1 protein-coding gene and 1 pseudogene are annotated in these 1,339 nt (G+C 40.6%); both read right to left on the reverse strand.

Features of this window, described 5'->3' with window-relative positions:
* Nucleotides 1-241, reverse strand: a pseudogene (locus tag AACT19_RS06760) (Ig-like domain-containing protein); the annotation flags it as partial.
* 11 nt (nt 242-252) lie between these two features.
* Nucleotides 253-1,251, reverse strand: coding sequence for an OmpA family protein (locus AACT19_RS06765; protein WP_076645813.1), 999 nt, complete (start codon nt 1,249-1,251; stop codon nt 253-255).
* Nucleotides 1,252-1,339 lie beyond the last annotated feature (88 nt).

A 1,339-nucleotide genomic window follows, 5' to 3' on the forward strand; every position in this document is an offset into this window, starting at 1 on the left:
AATCCGTCAATGTGCGAGATGAACCATCAGAGTAGTGACCAACCGCTTCAAAGGGCTGCTTGTTACCTACCGCAAGCGTCAATTCACTAACACCTCGTGTTGTTATCGGTGAAGCGGTGATATCTATACGTTCTAATTTTACGGTTGATTCAGAGAAAGCACCTTCTGAATTACAACCGGTTAATAACGTTAATAGTGGAAAAACCACTATTAAAAATAAGACTTTAAAATATTGACTCATAGTAATACAACCTATTCTTGAAACTGGAAGTTAGGGATGGTGATTTCAACTCGGCGATTTTCAGCTCGTCCTTCTGCAGTATTGTTATCTGCAACAGGTTGAGACTCACCTTCACCTCTCGACTTAAGTTGTGCCGGTGTAGCTCCCAATTCAATCAGTTTATTGACGACCGCTTGAGCACGATGCTCAGATAGGTTTTGATTGTAGAGTGCTGAGCCTGTTGAGTCAGTGTGTCCAACAACCACGGCCTGAGCTTGTGGGTGAGAATTTAATACTGAAGAGGTCTCAGTTAATTGGTCAGTAAACTCTTGGCTAAGTTCGACTGAATTAAAGCCAAACAATCCTTCTGTAGTTTTTGGTGAAAATGCCTGTATTTGGTGCGATGCTTTTGCAGTGGCTGTCTCTTTAACGGAAGTATCTTCAATAATAGACGTTGGTGCTGTTTCGACTAACGCTGGTTGAGTTGTACTGCCAAACGTATAGGTTAGACTGACCAACAATCCACGGCTATCATACTTACCCGTGTTTGACTTACCAATACGGTCAATGTATTGATAGCCCGTTGATAATCGGACGTTAGGGTTAAAGCGATAGCTAACCCCTACCTCACCGAGAGGAGAAAAACCTGTTGCATCGCTCTTACTTGAAGACGGTTGTGTTTTTTCCATGTCCCAATAAGCAGCACCAATTCGGCCGTACAAACTCAGGTTATCTTGTAGGTACCAATCGTAACGAAGAGCACTTTCAATCAACCAAGCTTTAACATTAACCGATGTGGCGCCCGCCTTTAGTTTATCGTGATATTGATAGCCTAAATCCCAACTCCAAGAGGGCGTAAACTGTAACCCGCCATAGAGACCTAAAATTGTTCCTTCTGGATTTGAATGATTGTAATTGTCGTCTAGGGCCCATTGATACCCACCCTTTACACCAACAAAAATCTGAGGGGATTCCGTCGCAGCTAGTACTGGAATACTGAATAAACCAGTAAGTAATATTATTTTTTTCATGATTCCCAGATAGATAGATTAATAGATTAATAGATAGATAGATTAATAGATTAATAGATTTAATATATTAATAGATTTAATAGATTTA

The organism is Vibrio sp. 10N.222.47.A9, assembly GCF_963872585.1.
GTDB classification, from domain to species: domain Bacteria; phylum Pseudomonadota; class Gammaproteobacteria; order Enterobacterales; family Vibrionaceae; genus Vibrio; species Vibrio splendidus.